The sequence below is a fragment of the Aminobacter sp. P4_D5 genome, assembly GCF_056401815.1.
Genome location: NZ_JBFUIP010001052.1, coordinates 1 through 592 on the forward strand (window position 1 = coordinate 1; position 592 = coordinate 592).

General features: G+C 67.2%; 1 protein-coding gene and 1 pseudogene. Both read left to right on the forward strand.

The genetic code is table 11. The features are described 5' to 3' along the window. A partial coding sequence (locus AC1DWF_RS36610; protein WP_476843336.1) for an SEC-C metal-binding domain-containing protein occupies window positions 1-98 on the forward strand: 98 nt, incomplete at its 5' end. Between the two features lie 225 nt (window positions 99-323). After that, window positions 324-592 (forward strand): annotated as a pseudogene (locus AC1DWF_RS36615) (tripartite tricarboxylate transporter substrate binding protein); the annotation flags it as partial.

Below are 592 nucleotides of genomic sequence, written 5' to 3' on the forward strand. Positions count from 1 at the left end.
ACCCGAACGATCCGGCGACCTGGGCAGCCACGCCGCGCAACGCGGCCTGCCCCTGCGGCTCGGGCAAGAAGTACAAGCACTGCCATGGGCGCGGGTAGGCCGCGCCTAATTGCCTGCCGATGAATACATTGTCCCTAAAGGTATTCCCTGCTTTCTTGCCGCGATGACATCCAACGGCAACAGAGCAGTCTCTCGCCAAGCGGTGTCCAAGGTCTGCCGCCCTCGGCTTTCGCAACGCGTTGAGAGGCTTTGCCGCCCCTTCATCGCCTTGGAGTTGCCACCGTGCCGGATCACATTCGGATGAGACGGGAGGTACCCCACCCATGAGCGCGATCACGCGCCGCTCCGCCCTGGCGCTCGCCGCCGGCGCACTGGCTGCGCCCGCCCTGGCGCAGGGCACATGGAATCCGACGCGCTCCATCACCCTGGTTGTGGGCTTCCCGCAGGGCGGCCGGACGGATCTCGCCTGCCGCATGCTCGTCCCGGGACTGCAGGCTGCGCTCGGCGTGCCCATCGAGATCGACAATATCGGCGGGGACGCCGGCAATCTCGGCACCGAGGCGGTGATGTCGGCCCGGCAGGATGGCTACAC